The organism is Reichenbachiella versicolor (genome assembly GCF_003171675.1).
Taxonomy (GTDB): Bacteria; Bacteroidota; Bacteroidia; order Cytophagales; family Cyclobacteriaceae; genus Reichenbachiella; species Reichenbachiella versicolor.
This window is the reverse complement of record NZ_QFZQ01000003.1, coordinates 80,365-96,413: the sequence shown is the minus strand read 5'-3', so window position 1 is coordinate 96,413 and position 16,049 is coordinate 80,365. Positions and strand designations below refer to the sequence as shown.

The 16,049-nt window shown below is 41.7% G+C and carries 9 protein-coding genes; all 9 read left to right on the top strand.

Going from position 1 to position 16,049, the window contains the following annotated elements:
* The first annotated feature begins 53 nt into the window (after positions 1–53).
* Positions 54–1,562: a glycoside hydrolase family protein gene (locus tag DKG80_RS08580; RefSeq protein WP_109830923.1), complete on the top strand. Its 1,509-nt coding sequence runs from the start codon at positions 54–56 to the stop codon at positions 1,560–1,562.
* Positions 1,563–2,055: 493 nt separating this feature from the next.
* Entirely contained in the window at positions 2,056–2,415 is a 360-nt protein-coding gene (locus DKG80_RS08575; RefSeq protein ID WP_109830922.1) for a hypothetical protein, read from the top strand.
* Positions 2,416–2,790: 375 nt separating this feature from the next.
* Complete coding sequence (locus DKG80_RS08570) at positions 2,791–4,446, top strand: sodium:solute symporter family protein (protein WP_109830921.1); 1,656 nt, start codon at positions 2,791–2,793, stop codon at positions 4,444–4,446.
* A 145-nt stretch (positions 4,447–4,591) separates the two neighbouring features.
* Positions 4,592–6,871, top strand: coding sequence for an FAD-dependent oxidoreductase (locus DKG80_RS08565; protein WP_109830920.1), 2,280 nt, complete (start codon positions 4,592–4,594; stop codon positions 6,869–6,871).
* Between the two features lie 156 nt (positions 6,872–7,027).
* Positions 7,028–8,626, top strand: coding sequence for a sulfatase family protein (locus DKG80_RS08560; protein ID WP_109830919.1), 1,599 nt, complete (start codon positions 7,028–7,030; stop codon positions 8,624–8,626).
* Positions 8,619–10,451: a glycoside hydrolase family 2 protein gene (locus DKG80_RS08555; RefSeq protein WP_221409087.1), complete on the top strand. Its 1,833-nt coding sequence runs from the start codon at positions 8,619–8,621 to the stop codon at positions 10,449–10,451. The genes DKG80_RS08560 and DKG80_RS08555 overlap by 8 nt, the downstream gene beginning before the upstream one ends.
* Before the next feature lie 19 nt (positions 10,452–10,470).
* The gene (locus tag DKG80_RS08550) at positions 10,471–13,491 is read left to right on the top strand and encodes a glycoside hydrolase family 2 TIM barrel-domain containing protein (protein ID WP_109830918.1); all 3,021 of its coding nucleotides are present in this window, start codon (positions 10,471–10,473) and stop codon (positions 13,489–13,491) included.
* Between the two features lie 16 nt (positions 13,492–13,507).
* Positions 13,508–14,632: a glycoside hydrolase family protein gene (locus tag DKG80_RS08545; protein WP_221409086.1), complete on the top strand. Its 1,125-nt coding sequence runs from the start codon at positions 13,508–13,510 to the stop codon at positions 14,630–14,632.
* Positions 14,633–14,698: 66 nt separating this feature from the next.
* Complete coding sequence (locus tag DKG80_RS08540; RefSeq protein ID WP_221409085.1) at positions 14,699–15,994, top strand: glycoside hydrolase family 117 protein; 1,296 nt, start codon at positions 14,699–14,701, stop codon at positions 15,992–15,994.
* Positions 15,995–16,049 lie beyond the last annotated feature (55 nt).

The window sequence follows — 16,049 nt, the reverse complement described above, 5'->3', positions numbered from 1 at the left end:
ACGGGGTCGTAGAAGGTGCTCGATTCATTGATAGATTTCAACCAATACACTTAATGGGTCTATTAACTGACAAAACCTGGGGAGCCGAAGAAGTTATTCCGCGCAGCATACAAAACGGCATCGAAGACAGTACGTGGTCTTACTGGGGAGGAAATATCACTCAAGACAGTACTGGTCTATATCATCAATACGTCTGTAGGTGGCTAGAAGACTCTCCCAAAGGCCACATGGAATGGCCTCGATCTGAAGTGATACACGCCACAGCCTCACATCCACTTGGGCCATTTACGGTCAAAGACATTATCGGCAAAGGTCACAACCCCGAAATCATCAAACTGAAAAATGATGGCTATGCCGTATTCGTCAACAAAGCCTATTACACCTCTCCAAGCCTATGGGGACCTTGGCAACAAAAAACACCATCGTTCGACGCTCGCCAACGCCCGATTCAAGAACATATGTCCAACCTTACATTTGCACAAAGAGAGGATGGTTCTCAGTTAATGATTTGTAGAGGTGGTGGTGTATGGATCAGTCAGACGGGTCTCCCTCCTTACTACCAAATCACGTCTAAAAGTGCCTACCCTCCATTCGAAGGCAAATACGAAGACCCGGTAGTCTGGCGAACTAATATCCAGTACCACATGATCGTCAATGACTGGCTTGGTAGAATCGCCTACTACCTCCGATCCAAAGATGGTTTAGAATGGAAACTCGAACCAGGTGAGGCATATACCCCCGGCATCGCTACCTATGAAGATGGCACTAAAGTAGACTGGTATAAATACGAGCGCATCAAGATACTTCAGGACGAATATGGTAGAGCCTATCAAGCCAATTTTGCAGTATGTGACACCATCAAGAGACAAGACAAAGGAAACGATCACCATAGCTCAAAGAACATAGGAATCCCCTTGATCAAAGGTCGCCTACTCTCCATCCTCAATGACGAACCCATCACCAAAGACACCAAACAAATCAAGGTATTGGTCAAGTCAGAAGTAGACTTCGACCCACATAGAGACTTTGACCTAAAATCTCTCAGATTTGGATCGTCAGACGAGGTTAACTACGGAAGAGGTAGTAAACTGATCAAAACACAGAAAACCGGTAAAGACATCATATTGATATTTGATGGAATAGGAAATGGTTTAAACGACACTCACTTTGCCGCCAAACTACTAGGTAAGACCAAGAAAGGCAAAATGCTATTTGGCTACTCCAAGCTCCCCGGTGTGAAGTACATAGAACCAATGATCTCATGTCTCCATCCAGAGATCTCTGGAATTAGTAAGCACAACTCTATTGTAAAACTAGAGGTTCAAAACTTCGGACAGGTCACTTCTCCCAAGACGCCCCTATCAATAGAATACCTATCAGGTCAACAATGGAAACCAATAGCCAAAAGCAGCATTGACTCATTGGCCCCTTACCAAAAGACGGTTCTTACACTTCCATCAAGGTTTCATGGTAACTATAACGCATCTATACAAATACGAGTCATGATCACTCAAGACTCAGGAAAGAAAGAACTTATCAACGGTCCAGTGATCCTACGGTAATCCCTTTTTTAGCTTCCTCCGCGGCGGAGGAAGGTTTTTACTGGTGACAAAAGCTCGCTCCGCTCCGGAGGAAGCTTTTTACGCTTGACAAAAGTGTGCTCCGCTGCGGAGGAAGGTTTTTACGCCAAACAAAACGTTGCTCCGCCACGGAGGAACATTTTTACGCTGAACAATTGGTCGCTCCGCTGCGGAGCTGAATATTTGACTTATTTAGAGTAATCCCAACCGTCTGGAGGTACTAAAAGCAATGCCTTATAATACCCTATGTTGGTAGGGGGCTTAAGACTTGTATAATTTAAGGGCTATTAAAAACTATAGTGCGAACAAGTTGAATTTCCATCTATTGGAAAGTAATATGCGATGTTAATTTTTATGCGATTAATAAATTAAGAGCATAACTATTCTAGCTATTTCTCAATAATGACTAGGAACTAATATTTTTCTGTAAACAGTACTATGAGTAACATTAAGCTAACCTCAAACAATTCTATTCATGGCTAAGATTAAAGCGAATAAACAAACGCTCATTCGATGGAAAGTCTACATTGACAGGGCAAGAATGTACATAGGATATGCACAATTTCTAATGCTTCTTTTTGTACTTCTAGAAGCATATAAAGAGACATATTTTGGTGAACTAATATTTAACAACCTCATTATCTCGACTCCAATATTGTTTCTTGTATTTATGGTTTTATCACTAATTGTTGGAAGGATTGATACCGTTTTAGGTCTTCGAGAAGAAGAACTTCGAAACGCTTCTACTTCGAACCCTGTAATGAGAGAATTACTAACCAAGGTGGATGAACTAACCAATGAAATACGAGCATTGAAAGAAGAAAAAAACTCGTAAATCGGCATTTAGAGAATGTCGATTTTCTCTATTGTACTTAAGAATCTATGAACAGATTCCAATACAACCTCAGCCCCTTACCAAACCTACTGGAAGTTTTAACACTTTACAGCATAGTCCAGAAAGATTACCTCACTCTTACGGTCAATTTTCAAATGAACAGCTTGTTCACACTATGCATACCCCTATTTTAACTCACAGTAAAAACATTTTAAATCAACAAGTTAGCCTGTTCACGCATTTGAACTCGCAAAGAACAGAATTAACGCTTCGAGTGGAATTCTTATTCCTAAATTTATAATAGACGAAGCTCTCATTTCGAGTCTACTAACTACTGATATGGAGCTTTCAAACTATATGAATTAGATAAGAATTATGAACAACATCGACATTGCTGTCATATTAGCTTTTACGCTCGTTGTATTTCTCTGCGGGATTAGTTTCTCCGGATCGGGCAAAAACGTAAAGTCCTTCTTTGCTGCAGGTGGAGCGCTACCGTGGTGGATGAGTGGACTCTCTCTCTTTATGAGTTTCTTCTCTGCAGGAACGTTCGTAGTATGGGGATCGATCGCCTATAGCAGTGGTTGGGTAGCCATCGCTATTCAATGGACCATGTGTATAGCAGGGTTAATCATCGCCTTCACATTCGCCCCAGCTTGGCAAAAAACCAAATCCATCACTGCAGCCGACTACATCACTAAAAGACTAGGCCACAACACTCAAAAAGTCTACACCTATTTATTCTTAGGAATCTCAATGTTCACCACTGGAGCTTTTTTGTATCCAGTTGCCAAGATTGTTGAGGTCTCTACAGGTATTCCTATCGCCGGAAGTATAGTCTTCTTAGGAGTCTTGATCCTAATCTACACAGCAGTAGGCGGACTTTGGGCGGTAATCGTGACAGACGTATTGCAGTTCGTAGTATTGACAGCAGCTGTACTGATCGTAGTACCTCTTTCATTTGACAAAATCGGTGGCATTGACAATTTCATCTCACAAGCGCCAGAGAACTTCTTCAACTTTTTCAACGAAGAGTACACACCTAGTTTCATGATCGCTTTTGGACTTTACAACTTATTTTTTATCGCTGGTAACTGGGCATATGTGCAGCGATATACCAGTGTAAAAGCACCAAAAGACGCTAAGAAAGTAGGTTGGCTATTCAGTGCATTGTATGTAGTAAGTCCATTAGTGTGGATGCTACCACCGATGATCTATAGAGTGCTAAACCCAGAACTAGACGGGCTCGCTGATGAAGGAGCTTATCTACTGATGTGTAAAGAAGTACTACCAGTGGGAATGCTTGGACTGATGCTAGGTGGTATGATCTTCGCCACATCCAGTTCTGTAAACACCACACTGAATATCTCTGCCAGCGTATTATCAAATGACCTATACAAACATTTCTTCCCAGAGACCCCTGATGAGAAACTAGTCAAGGTCGGAAGAATAGCAACTATCATTCTAGGATTGATCACCATTCTCGTTGCACTGCTAGTACCATTGATGGGAGGAATAGTATCAGTAGTCATGGGACTAGCCGCTGTCACAGGTGGAGCTATGTTTCTCCCTCCGATCTGGACACTATTCTCCAAGTATCAGACTGGAATTTCTACTTTGATAGTCACTATAGTCTCTCTGACGATCAATGGCTTTATGAAATTCATCATGCCGTCTTTAATGGACTTCAAACTAGACAGAGCATGGGAAATGATATTCGGAGTAGGTCTACCTATAGTACTATTGGCAGCCTACGAAGTATATGCTAGAGCTAGTCAAGGTAGTACCGAAGACTATGACAACTATATCAGTAACAGAAAAGCTGAACCTGAAGAAAGTGAAGAGGAAGACGCTGATGAAGAAGGCAATAAAAGAGGTGTACGAGTAATAGGTACAGGCATTGGAGTGACGGGACTCTTGATTTTTGGACTCTCATTCATGGCCGAAAATGGCTTCACACTAGTAGCCGTCACAGGAGCAGTGGTAACACTACTCGGAGCGATTTTAATATTTAAGAATTTAAGACAGTAATAAGTATAGTAATAGTCAGAATACCCCTCGGCTGCGAAAGTAGCTGGGGGTATTTAAAAAAACATCTAGATGAGCGAGAAGGAAAGGTCAAATAAAACCAACGCTCAACAAGACAGACTTAGAAGCGAGAAATTTTAGCAAGAAAATGATACAACAAGCATATAGTCAAGAAACTAGACAAAACACCACCAAAGAACTCGATGCGGACTTCGTAGTGATCGGAGGTGGCGTAGCAGGTGTCTGTGCAGCGGTCACCGCAGCACGAAAAGGAACCAAAACAATACTCGTACAGGACAGACCTGTATTGGGTGGAAATGCCTCTTCTGAAGTAAGACTTTGGATACTTGGAGCTACTTCACACATGGGCAACAACAACCGCTGGTCTCGTGAAGGTGGTGTGATGGATGAAATCCTTGTTGAAAATATGTACAAAAACAAGGAAGGTAACGCTGTCATATTCGACACCATCCTCCTAGACAAGGTACTACAGGAAGAAAACATCACTCTCCTACTCAATACTGGCGTGTATGAAGTCACTAAGGCCGGTGAAAAGACTATTAAATCAGTAACCGCGTTCAACACACAAAACTCTACTAAATACATCATCGCAGCACCATTGTTCCTCGATGCCTCTGGTGATGGTATAGTAGCCTTCCAAGCTGGAGCGAGCTTCAGAATGGGAGCCGAGACCAAAGAAGAGTTTGGTGAATTATTCGCTCCGGACAAAGGATATGGAGAATTACTAGGACACTCTATGTACTTCTATAGCAAAAGCGCTGGAGAGCCTGTTAAGTACATTCCTCCGTCATATGCGTTGCAAGACATCACGGAGATACCACGCTACAAGCTGATCAGCAAAACTGACATGGGATGTAGATTTTGGTGGTTTGAATACGGAGGACGTAGAGACACTATCCACGACTCTGAAGAAATCAAATACGAACTATGGAAAGTAATCTATGGGGTGTGGGATCACATCAAGAACTCTGGAGAATTCGAAGATGTAGATGATTTGACATTAGAATGGGTGGCTACTATTCCTGGTAAGAGAGAAAGCCGCAGGTTCGAAGGTCACTACATGATGAAGCAGCAGGACCTTATCGAACAAAGAGAGTTCGAGGATGCGGTAGCACATGGAGGATGGGCTGTAGATCTACACCCTGCTGACGGTGTCTACAGTGAGCTATCAGGATGTACTCAGTGGCACTCAAAAGGTATCTATCAAATCCCATACAGAGCGTATGTGAGCAAGGATATTGATAACCTTTTCCTTGGCGGAAGAATTATTAGTGCTACCCACGTGGCGTTTGGTTCTACTAGAGTAATGGCGACTGCTGGTACTGGTGGTATGGCAGTAGGGATGGCAGCGGCACTTTGTGCTGCGAATAGTGACAAACCTGCTGACTTGATTTCTGGTGCTAAACTCAAAGAGTTGCAGAATGAGCTAAACCTAGCGGGGCAGAGTATTCCAAATATTAAGATTGAGGCAGACAGTAACTTAGTTACTCAAGCTAAAGTCTCTGCTTCGTCTACACTACAACTAAGCGAGATTCCTTTTGACGGTGAGTGGTTGAACTTATCTACTTCAGCAGCACAATTATTACCGCTCAAGGCTGACACACAATACAAAGTCAAGGTCAAAGTCAAAGCAGACGAAGCCACAGCACTTGAAGTACATTTAAGGACTTCTGAGAAGTCTAAGAACTACGCTCCTGAAGTTATTCTAGAATCACAGACTATTGATCTGAAAGCTGGTGAGCAAGACATTGAAGTTTCATTCTCAAAAGGGCTCCCTGGGGAGCAGTATGGATTCGTGACCTTCATGTCAAATGACAAAGTCAGTATTCTACAAAGTAAGAAAAGATATTCAGGCGTGCTATCGGTGTTCAATGGAGTGAACAAAGCTGTATCTAACGATGGAGCGCAACGACCACCGGAAGGTATCGGTGTTGATGCATTCGAATTCTGGATACCTGCACGACGTCCTGCGGGTCACAATATCGCTATGGAAATCAGCCCTGCGATAGAGTCATTCGATTCTGCAAACATCGGTAATGGATACGTAAGACCTTGGGGTGAGGCCAATGCCTGGGCTTCGGAGCTAAGTGATAGCAACCCTTCATTGACCATCGAATGGAGTGAAGAAAAATCATTATCTGAGATCAAGCTATTCATGGATTCAGACTATGACCACGCTATGGAATCTACGCTCATGGGACACCCAGAAGATGTAGTGCCATTCTGCGTGAGAGATTATGTGATTAAGGATTTGGATGGAAAAGTACTGTTCGACATCAAGGACAATTACCAGACCATCAACACACTGACCCTTGAGTCAGGTTATAAAACCAAAGGTATCAGCATAGAGGTCGCTCATCCAAATTCGGATGTACCTGCTTCTTTGTTTGAAGTTGTATGTAAGTAATTAAGCTCTATGGATCGTCGGTAGCAGCCGGCGGTCCTTTTCAAAAAGTGCCAATGTTACCCCGAAAACAAGTAATGATCTGACAGGTATTGGCTGATGTTTCACTACCAACTTGACAGATATTAACTAGTGACCTAGCCATTGAATATTGATAAGATGATAAGAAAAATAGTAATAGTAACGGTGATCTTACTCGGAGCTCTTTCTACTTCCATTGCGAAGAAGAAGACTCCGAATATACTGTACATTATGTCTGACGACCATACGACTCAGGCATTTGGTATATATGGAAGTCGATTGGCTCCATTGAATCCTACCCCTACCCTCGATCAGTTGGGCAAAGAAGGTATCATATTTGACAAGGTCTATTGTAACAATGCCATCTGTACTCCGAGCCGTGCCAGTATCCTGTCAGGACAATACCCACAGACCAACGGCGTATTAGACCTCCACCAGTGGCTGCCTGTGGAGAAGCAACACCTACCTCAAGAAATGAAAAAGCTAGGCTATGAAACAGCTGTCATCGGCAAGTGGCACCTCAAAGTAGCACCAGAGTCATTTGATCACTATGAAGTCCTACCGCTTCAAGGAAAATACTTTGACCCAATATTCCACTCAAGAGACGGAAAAGAACTCACTAAAGTCAACTTCGGTAAATATGGTAAACACGAAGTCAAAGTCAACAAATACAAAGGGCATTCATCAGACGTCATCACTGACCTATCTATCGAATGGCTAGATAAAAAAAGAGACAAGTCTAAACCTTTCCTATTGATGCATCATTTCAAAGCTCCTCATGACAATTTCGAATTTGCGCCTAGATACAAAGACTACCTAGCGGATACTTACATCCCAGAACCTGCCAGCATGTACCACAATGGTAACAATGGATCTATAGCTACTCGAGGAAAAAACGATGAGTTGATTCATGACATAGGTTCCTCTGTGGGCAATAGAAATACAATCCGAGGAATGGGAAGAACGTTAGGGCTTGACCCAACAGACCCTAACCACAAACACAAGGCGTATCAAGAGTACCTTAAGCGCTACCTCCGCTGTGTCAAAGGTGTTGACGACAATGTCAAACGACTGATCGACTACCTCAAAAAAGAAGGACTATACGAAAACACCATTATTGTTTATACAGCTGACCAAGGCTTCATGCTTGGTGAACATGACTACATCGACAAAAGATGGATGTATGAAGAATCTATGCGTATGCCATTCATTGTCCACTATCCAAAAGGTTTTGCTAAAGGACTACGTTCAGATGCTATCATCAACAATACCGACTTTGCGCCGACACTCATAGAAGTAGCTGGAGGAGTGGTTCCAGATTACATGCAAGGAAACAGCTTTAAAAGCCAATTGGCCAAAGGAGAAACACCTGATGACTGGCAACAATCAACATACTATAGATACTGGATGCACATGGGTAGCCGTCATGCCAACCCAGCACACTTCGGCATCCGAAACGACCGTTACAAGCTCATTTTGTTCTATGGTCGCTACTACAAATTAGACACTCCATCGGACAAATGGGGACGATATGACTTTGATACTCCTCCAGCATGGGAGTTCTATGATCTACAGCGTGATCCTGAGGAAATGCAAAACGAATATGCAAACCCTAAGTACGCTGACATCATCCAAAAGATGAAGTCTGAATTGAAAGCCAAAAGAGCCGAACTAAACGAAGAAGATACCAATTACCCTCACTTACAAGCTGTAATTGAAAAACACTGGAATGACTAAGACTATGAAAATGAATTATCTTCAGAAGGCATCAACGTACACAGCCCCTTTTTCAAAAGGAGCACAAGGGAGTATTTCGAAAGACTCAAATGAGTCTATGCTAGTCAAAAACATATGCCTCCTATTCCTAGCATTCTTACTAACCATGAACCTTCCTCTTTTAGCTCAAAGTAAGGAAGTCATATCTCTAAATGGAACATGGGAGTTTTACGCAGACAATGAAACGACAGAAGCTCAAATCTTATCTTCTAGCATCAAGTGGGATACGCTCAATGTACCTAGCAACTGGGACACTCGTGAACGCTACTCTACCTATGTAGGCAAGGGTTACTACAAACGTACTTTCAATGTTCCTAAAACATGGAAAAACAAACAAATCAGGTTGAAATTCGATGCCGTATTTCAAACAGCTAAGGTTTGGCTCAACGGAGAATTACTAGGACAACATGTAGGCGGCTACACTCCTTTTGAATTTAATATCACTGGTAAAAACAAAAAGGAAAATACCGTCATTGTCATGGCTGACAACACTTATCATCGAGGTGCATGGTGGCCTTGGGGAGGCATCAGCAGAGATGTTAATTTGATTACCAATGAAGACCTTAGGATCGTATATCAACACATCGAGGCTATACCTGATTTTGACAAAGAAGTAGTCGACTTCGCACTTAGAATCAAAGTCAAAAACAATTCAAAAAAGAGCAAAGCAATTGCTCTGAATAGCATTATTGAGCATAACAATAAAAGTGTATTCAGCTTTGAGTCATTATCAGACAATATTCCTGCTAATAGTGAAAAAATAGTCTCCACAACTATCTCTAAGCCTATAAAGGATTTTGACCTATGGCACTTTGACACTCCTACCTTATATGAATTGAACACTAAGCTGACATCCAATAGCAGCGCAGTAGATGATTCATCAGACAAATTTGGAATAAGAAAGCTTGAAGCTAAAGGTGAGCGCCTATTACTCAACAATGAAGTGGTTTATATGAATGGTTTCAACCGCGTCCACGACCACCCTGCATACGGAAATACTGAACCTGATCACCTAATCCAACAAGACATCCTAGACATGATGGCTTTAGGAGGTAGATTTTCGAGAATGATGCATGCTCCATTGTCAGAAAATATTCTTGACTTCTGCGACAGCGTTGGCTACTTGATCATCGAAGAAATACCAGTATGGGGTGACGATGACCCTCAAACATTCAAAGACAATCCATTGACAAAAAAGTGGATGAAGGAAATGATCAATCGTGACTACAATCACGCCTCAGTGGTAGGTTGGAGTGTAGGAAATGAATTAAGAAACCCTGAAGGTAAATGGTCTGAGAAAACACTAACCAAAGACCAATTTGAGTACATCAATTCTATGTTGGACTACATCGACGAGCTAGACACCACAAGGCTTAAAACCTATGTCAGCTTGACTTCTTACAAGAAAAATGTTGACATCACCAATGAACCATTTGAAAAATTGGACCTGCTGTGTATCAACAGTTACAGTGATGGGGTAAAATGTGCGAAAGCTACTCATGAGAACTTTCCTGGCAAGCCAATATTCGTGAGTGAGATCGGCAAAAAACAAATCGGCCCTGCTCCTCAAGGTGCATTGTCTGATGAATTGGTCAATCAGCTTCAAGGTCTCAATAAGCTTGACTACGTCGTCGGTTCTTCACTTTGGTCATATAATGACTACAGAAGCAACTACAAAAACACACCGGCTTCTGGATTCAGAGAGTGGGGAGTAGTGGATGAAAACAGAAACCCTAAAAAGGCATACATGCAGATCAACCAGATCTACAATATCAAAAAGAAATAAGATGAAATAATATTTAGCGATGATTGATACTACTAAAAAAACACTTTTAACAATACTGGTACTGCTATGTACCATAACATATTCAGCATCGGCTGAAGATACAGGGGAGAGCGTTTTCTCCCTCAATGGAACATGGAAATTCAAAGCTTTTGCAGGTGAGGGATCAAACTATAGAGATATAGTCCCTACCGAGACAGACATCATCATTGACAATGATGACGACAGAGTCAAAACTGAGGGAAACTGGCAAACAAGCACAGAACCAGAGAGAGAGACTCTGATGTGGGGTAAAGATTATAAAAAGCACTTCTTCAAACCGGGAGATAAAAGCAACTTGAAGTATTTCCCTAGTTTGAAAAAAGCAGGCTATTACGAAGTATATGCTTTCCATCCATTCGGTGCCAACCAAAACATCCAATACAACATCAAGCATAAAAACGGTGTCAGTACTGACTACCTAAGTGGTAGAACACAATGTGGTGTATGGGCAAGTCTAGGGGTTCATGAGTTTACAGGGTCAGATCAAGAATATGTGGAAATCACATCTGTTGCTAAAAGCGTAGTAGTAGCCGACGGAATCATGTTCAGACCATTGGACAGCAAAAAATTTGAAGAGTCAAAAGTACAAAGTAGCAAAGCTCATGAAGTAAACGTCAATGCATCTGATTGGCTAGATCTCAAAGTGCCTGGTCACTGGGGAATGATCAACGAATACTCTAACTATTCAGGTATTGCTTGGTACAGAAAACATGTAAAGCTTCCATCGGATTGGAAAAAGAATGACTTTGAAAGAGTTCGTTTGAAATTCGGAGCAGTATATCACCTAGCCAATATTTTCGTCAATGGTCAAAAAGTAGGAAGCCATAGAGGTGGTTTAACTCCTTTCGAATTTGATGTTACAGACTTCTTAAACTTTGATGGTGATAACATCATCGCTGTACAGGTTGACAACAACTTCATCGTAGGAGCTACTTGGAACTGGGGAGGAATTATCAGAGATGTAGAATTGGTCAAAAACAATGATGTAAGAATATCTTACCAATACATCCATGCTGACCCTAACCTGACTACTGGAACTGCAGACATAAATCTCAAAGTAAGAGTAGAAAACAAATCAGGCAAGACTCGCAAGTTGAGCTTCAAATCATCGATTTCAAAAGATTCTGAGTTGGCTCAAATGGAAAAGTCAATTAAGGTAGCAGCTAACTCGACTTTCGAATTTGAAACCACTACTTCCCTGACCAAAGAACAAGTGAAACTATGGCATTTTGATACGCCAGAGCTTTATCAAATCAGTTCTTCCATTACCGAAAAAGGCAAAGTAGTACACGTTCAGAGCGATAGATTCGGCATCAGAAAAGTAGAAGTCTCAGACTCTCAGTTCTTCCTCAACGGGGAAGCAGTAAGATTAGCTGGGTTCAACAGAGTCAGTGACCACAGATACTGGGGTAGCTCAGAACCACAAGAAATCATCAACTTAGATGTAGACCAAATGAAAGAATCAGGTGCCAACTTCATGCGTATCATGCACGGCACCCAAAATGAAAAACTAATAGACCGATGCGATGAGAAGGGTATTCTATTATTCGAAGAAGTAAACGTCCGTCACTTAAGCAACCCTGAATTCACGGCACCAGGTTATCCACTCGTCAGACAGTGGCTACGTGAGATGATTGAGCGTGATGTCAATCATGCAAGCATCATCGGATGGAGTGTCGGCAACGAACTAGCAGATCACTACGAATACGGTAGAGACATCATCAAGTACCTGAAAGATTCTCTTGATGATAAGAGACTCGTGACATGCGTGAGTAACTCTGGGTGGAGAAAAACACAGACTCCAGAAAATGACCCGAATACATTTGTGGACATCATCATGCACAACCACTACGGCTTCCAAGGACCTGCTAATACAGTATTTCAAGAACTAAGAAGCAAATGGAATGACAAACCTATTTTCATATCAGAATATGGTGTAGGTAGACATCCTACTACTTCACTCGACGAAGACCTTAAGAACGTCAGCGTATGGAACAAAGAAATTCGATTCAAAAACACGTTCATCGTCGGTGCTTCACTTTGGACATACAATGATTATAAAAGTGGTTATGCTGGATCTACTGAAGAAGAAAACAGAACGTGGGGACTTGTCGATGTTTGGAGGCAGAAAAGAAGATTCTTCGATAGAATCAGCAAAGAAAACAGTCCTGTCAACGGTATAACAATCAGCGAATTTGATGCAGCATCTGGCAAAGGTACAGTAACCATAGACATCAAAGGCCCTACTGACTATCCATGCTACACTATGCGAGACTACTCACTAGACTATGAGTTTAAAGACAGAAGTGGAAAAACCGTAAAATCCTTCACTAAAGAGCTTCCTACATTAAGTCCTATGGACGAATTATGGTCTGGAGAAATTAGTTGGGATGCTCCGAAAGATGCCTTCAGCTTCCACATCAATCTAATGAGTCCAAACGGGTACAGTAGATATGAAGAAGTGATTCACTTTGATACACCTTCAAAACCGATAATTACAAACGTAATTGAAAGTGAGCAAGGAGCCAGAATCTACTTCACACCTACTTTCGATGCATCTGAATACTTCGTAACTTATACTGATAAAGCAAATAACAAATCTGAAAGTATTAAAACCATCAACCCATACCTTGATTTGGATAGCTTATCGAACAACGCATACTCTGTACAGCTATTTGCCATGAATCCAGCAGGAATTAGTGAAGGCTCTACAGAACATGTCCTAAGTCCTAAAGGCACGATTCTACCTCCATTCGTATGGAAGACTATGATCCGCGACAGCAAGCTAATCATTGGTATCACTGGTGAAATTGGGGATATGACTTACGAAGTCAAGTATGGAAATTCAAAGAATAATCTCAACAAAACAGTCAAGACCAATGCTCGCGGTATGATCGTCGCAGACCTCGACTTCACTGGAGATGTTTATTTCAAAATTAAAAGAACTAACAAAGACAAAGTGAGCAGCTGGTCACCAGTCCAAAAAGCAACAAAGGGATAATATGAAAAAGATGATAATGAGACAACTACTAATAGCAGCTATGGCCATACTAGTCATCTCCTGCGCACAGAAAAAAACGGCCAACGATAATGTCGAAAAAGAAATAGTAAAGGACTACAAAATCGAGTTCGGTAAAGTATCTAGATCGGCAGTTTTCGAGAGCGATACTATGAGCATATGGGGCGGAACACTAGCCAAAGGCGACGACGGGCTGTATCATATGTTTTATTCTCGATGGCCAAAAAGCCTAGGATGGGAATGGGTCACCTACTCTGAGATCGCGCATGCTGTAGCGAAAACACCGTTTGGCCCATTCAAATTCAATGATGTTTCTCTACCAATGAGAGACAGCAGCTACTGGGATGCGACTACTACACACAACCCTACTGTGCAGAAGATAGACGGTAAATATTACCTGTACTACATGGGAAATAAGGGAAACTTAGAGACTCCAAGTGTACCTGGAAAAGCAAAACTCAATTGGCAGCATAGAAACAATCAGCGTATAGGCGTAGCAATAGCTGATACTCCATATGGTCCATGGACTAGACTGGACAAGCCTGTAATTGATATTTCTCCTGACTCAACTTCATATGATGCGCTGATGACTTCCAATCCTTCTGTATGCCAAATGACAGACGGAAAAATATTGGTTGTCTATAAGGCGGTCGGTAAACAATTCAAACTTCCAGCTGGGGGTCCTGTAGTACACATGGTAGCAATAGGAGACACTCCTACAGGTCCATTTAAAAAGTACCCTGATCCAGTATTTGTGTTTGAAGGGGAAAGATTCCCTGCTGAGGATCCGTACATCTGGTACCAAGACGGGAAATATAGAGCTATTGTAAAGCGCATCAAGTTTGAAGGTAAAAAGAGACTATTCTCTCTTGTACACTACGACTCAGAGGACGGGATCAACTGGGATAGAGCCAAATACTTCGAAATATCTGACAAAACTGTGGTATGGGAAGATGGAGAATCTCAGAAGTTCGACCACTTAGAAAGACCTCAAGTATTCATAGAAAACGGTGAGCCTGTTGCCTTACTATGTGCTGCTGATATCTACGATGAAAATAACGTGAGACAATCATACAACATCCAGATCCCACTGAAGATCACAAAGTATGATGTAGAAGAATAAAATAATGGTCGTCATTGCGAGGAAGGTAATTCTCTCATCGCAACGATACCTCTTAAAAATGTAACTATGAAAACTACAATTAATTGCTTCCTAGCTATGATCGCTTTGATTGCAATCGCTTGTCAATCAAAGCAGGATTCAACCCCTGAGACAAATCAAGCATCTCAAGGTGATTTTCCTTATACAATCACAGAAACAACAAAGAATAGAGAAAATCTGAGCGCAGCTATGAATCGAAGCTTCAACAGCTACAGTGACATTCATCCTCGCAACAATGAGCTCTATTCTCAATTCAAATACACCGAACTCAAAGGGTTTGATTACAATGGTCACGATGGCACCATCTCTCGTAGAGATCCATCTAAAGTGATCTTCGAAAATGGTAAGTACTACGTATGGTATACTAAACGTCATACACCAGTCATCCCTGTAGGAGCTAAGAGAGCAGCTGAAGCTAATGATACCATTCCTTCTACAGATTGGGATTTAGCAGAAATCTGGTATGCCACGAGTGAAGACGGCTTCACTTGGACTGAGCAAGGTGTCGCAGTACCTCGTCCTCCTAAGCCTGAAGTAGGCTGGAGAGCAGTGACTACCACAGACATTTTGAAATTCAAAGGTAAATACTACTTGTACTATCAAGGTTTCATGGAAGCCAGTGGACTAAAAGGAGACTATTGCCCAGTGACAGCTTCTTGGGCGGAATCACCTGACGGCCCTTGGACACCTGCGGGTAAAATAGTCATCGAAAATGGTCCAGAAGGTAGCTGGGATCAATACGCTATCCATGATCCATACCCTATGGTTCATAATGGTAAAATTTACATCTATTATAAATCTGCCTTTAATAGACCCAATCCAGTATGGGTCGGTGGTGGATTAGCCATCTCTGATGATCCTCTTGGTCCATTCGAAAAACATCCGCTTAATCCAGTATTGAATTCCGGACATGAAGTAACCCTATTTCCTTTCAAAGAAGGTGTAGCAGCAATGGTAGCCAAAGATGGAAATGAACACTTTACAGTTCAGTACGCAAAAGATTGGGTGAATTTTGAAATAGCCTCTATAGTAGAACTATTACCAGTAGCCACAGGACCATTTGTTCCAGACGCATTCACTGATACGAAATTTGGAAAAGGTATCACTTGGGGTATGTGTCACTTCATCAATGCTGGTAGATATGGAGTTAATCAACACAGCATCCTTGCAAGGTTTGACTGTGACTTGAGCCTAGAAGTAGATGATCCTGCCATGAAAAAAACAGGACAGTGGTTTCCAATCGACTTTTACTACAAACAAAAGCTGAATAAAAACCAAAAAGAAAGAATCAAAGCACAGACAGAAGCATTGAAACAGCAGTAGCATTGAATATGCCTTCATCACAAGGAAAGAAGCGATCTATAAGAATAACCTAGTA

What these genes read in the sequence shown, in the direction of transcription:
- DKG80_RS08580 (WP_109830923.1), top strand. Translation starts at nt 54, where the DNA reads ATGGGTCTATTAACTGACAAAACCTGGGGAGCCGAAGAAGTTATTCCG.
- DKG80_RS08575 (WP_109830922.1), top strand. Translation starts at nt 2,056, where the DNA reads ATGGCTAAGATTAAAGCGAATAAACAAACGCTCATTCGATGGAAAGTC.
- DKG80_RS08570 (WP_109830921.1), top strand. Translation starts at nt 2,791, where the DNA reads ATGAACAACATCGACATTGCTGTCATATTAGCTTTTACGCTCGTTGTA.
- DKG80_RS08565 (WP_109830920.1), top strand. Translation starts at nt 4,592, where the DNA reads ATGATACAACAAGCATATAGTCAAGAAACTAGACAAAACACCACCAAA.
- DKG80_RS08560 (WP_109830919.1), top strand. Translation starts at nt 7,028, where the DNA reads ATGATAAGAAAAATAGTAATAGTAACGGTGATCTTACTCGGAGCTCTT.
- DKG80_RS08555 (WP_221409087.1), top strand. Translation starts at nt 8,619, where the DNA reads ATGACTAAGACTATGAAAATGAATTATCTTCAGAAGGCATCAACGTAC.
- DKG80_RS08550 (WP_109830918.1), top strand. Translation starts at nt 10,471, where the DNA reads ATGATTGATACTACTAAAAAAACACTTTTAACAATACTGGTACTGCTA.
- DKG80_RS08545 (WP_221409086.1), top strand. Translation starts at nt 13,508, where the DNA reads ATGAGACAACTACTAATAGCAGCTATGGCCATACTAGTCATCTCCTGC.
- DKG80_RS08540 (WP_221409085.1), top strand. Translation starts at nt 14,699, where the DNA reads ATGAAAACTACAATTAATTGCTTCCTAGCTATGATCGCTTTGATTGCA.